The 1,865-nt window shown below is 37.6% G+C and carries 2 protein-coding genes; one reads left to right on the top strand and one right to left on the bottom strand.

Going from position 1 to position 1,865, the window contains the following annotated elements:
- On the top strand, positions 1-616 hold a 616-nt coding region (locus GVY43_RS15210; RefSeq protein ID WP_159563707.1), incomplete at its 5' end, for a hypothetical protein.
- 275 nt (positions 617-891) lie between these two features.
- Here GVY43_RS15210 and GVY43_RS15205 read toward each other — a convergent pair.
- Positions 892-1,500 (bottom strand): helix-turn-helix domain-containing protein, encoded by a 609-nt coding sequence (locus GVY43_RS15205; protein WP_159563706.1) that lies wholly within the window; start codon positions 1,498-1,500, stop codon positions 892-894.
- Positions 1,501-1,865 lie beyond the last annotated feature (365 nt).

The following is a 1,865-nucleotide window of genomic DNA, read 5'->3' as shown; positions in this document are numbered from 1 at the left end:
ATTTCAATGGGGAAAATTCCACTACTATTCTATCCCTAGATCTTTTATTGAAATTAACTCAAACACTCTTACAGGATCTTTAGTGTTCATTATGATTCTTGTAATATTATCTACCATATACCTAGGTTTCATTAAAAAGAATCAAAAGCTAAAAAACATAAAGAACTCCCTATATGCCAAGGTAAAAGTTTATGATCACTTCGTGCAATTAATCCTAATTCTAGCTACCGTCATTTTTTCATTTTTAGGAATGCAATCGGGTTATAATCCACATTATTTTCTATTGGCAATCATTTCACTGATGATATATTTATTATTGAAAAAATATGAGTCTTTGTTGGCAATATGCTTTGTCGCTTTCATTTTATTCACTGTTTTTGATATCGGATATTCTATCGCAGAAAGCGAATCAACTTATATCGTGATGAAAGATAACTCTACCAATCAATCTTATGTGGTTTTGAGTGTTCAGGGTGCAAGAGCGATTGTCGCCAAAGTAGATTTAAAAAGAAGTACAGTTTACCCTGAATATCAGTTAATAAAATTTGAGACGGACAAATTAAATGAACATACACTGTCACTTAAAGAAATTAAGAATTTAGAAGTCAAAAAATAATGTCAAGGAATATCATTCGATCGAATGGTGTTTATCGCGTGGCGCTCGAAGCTCACGTATGAGTCCTAATCAACATTCCTTCTCCCATGCCCCGTCTTCAGACACACCCCAATCCTCGAACAGGTATTGAATGCGCCAATTGACATGCATGACTTTGTAATATGTGAGCTAACGACAACGACGGAATGGTCGGGGAATGATTTTAACTTGGAAATTAAAACAATGATGATTGTATAAAAAGACATCCTCTATTTTAAGAGAATGTCTTTTTATGTTCATAAACGTTTTCGATTCACTTTATCGAGTCGAATTTTCTCGATCAACGCGTGGATGATCTGTTCATCTCTTCCAACGAAATCTTTGTTGAAGGGAATACGCTCCCCTTCGAACATGAAGTAGTCAAGCAGGTGTGGGACTCGCGGTGTCGCGTATCCCCACGTGTGCTTCGAGCAACGTTCCCATACCTCGGCTCCGAACTCTTTTGAATAGCGCATATGCTCGACGGCAGCCTTGACCTCTGATTTCTTTAGGACGAAGTAGTCCTCGAAGACGAATTTGCCGAGAAGCTCGTACCACATCTCCTCGCGAGTCCGTTCTTTGATCGCTTCTACATCGACTTCGACGTGATACGGGGCCTCTTCTTCATTCTTGACGACATCCCGCGAATCCCCTGTCACCGACTCCGGATACAGCTCCCATCCTTCCGGCATCCGTTCTTTGATGAACTGTTCGAGCGCCTCTTCACTGATCCGATAGCCTTTTTTACGCGACTCGAGCGGTTCTGCCTGGATTACGCCTTTTCGTACCCAGCTACGGACCGTCTCCTTATGAGTCGTGAGCTTGTTCTTTGATAAGATTTCAAATGCTTCGTCAATCGTATACATACATATCCCCCTTTAATACAATGATGATTTCATTAAATAATACCATGAACATTGTATTAAAGTAACCTATTTCGAATTGATTAGAAATTACTAAATGGATATCAAACAAATACACCATTCCGGAGAATGGTGTTACTCCAAATCAAACTTTAATTAATTCGATGCATGATTCTCAAGTTTCACAATAAAGGAGTGTTATTTTTCAAGTTAATTAATAAAACTTTAATTCAATAATTTATTTTTAAAGTCTTCTTGAAATTCTAATTTTTTATCTGGTTCAGCCATGTAAAACTTTACGCCTATAAGCCTTACTTCTTCATTTTCTGATAAGACTTCGAAACTTTGATGTTTAGACAGTGCAAGAA

Origin of the sequence: Exiguobacterium sp. 8H (assembly GCF_902506255.1) — a bacterium.
Taxonomy (GTDB): Bacteria; Bacillota; Bacilli; order Exiguobacteriales; family Exiguobacteriaceae; genus Exiguobacterium; species Exiguobacterium profundum.
Note: the sequence above shows the minus strand (reverse complement) of the source record. Positions and strands in the feature narration are given on the sequence as shown.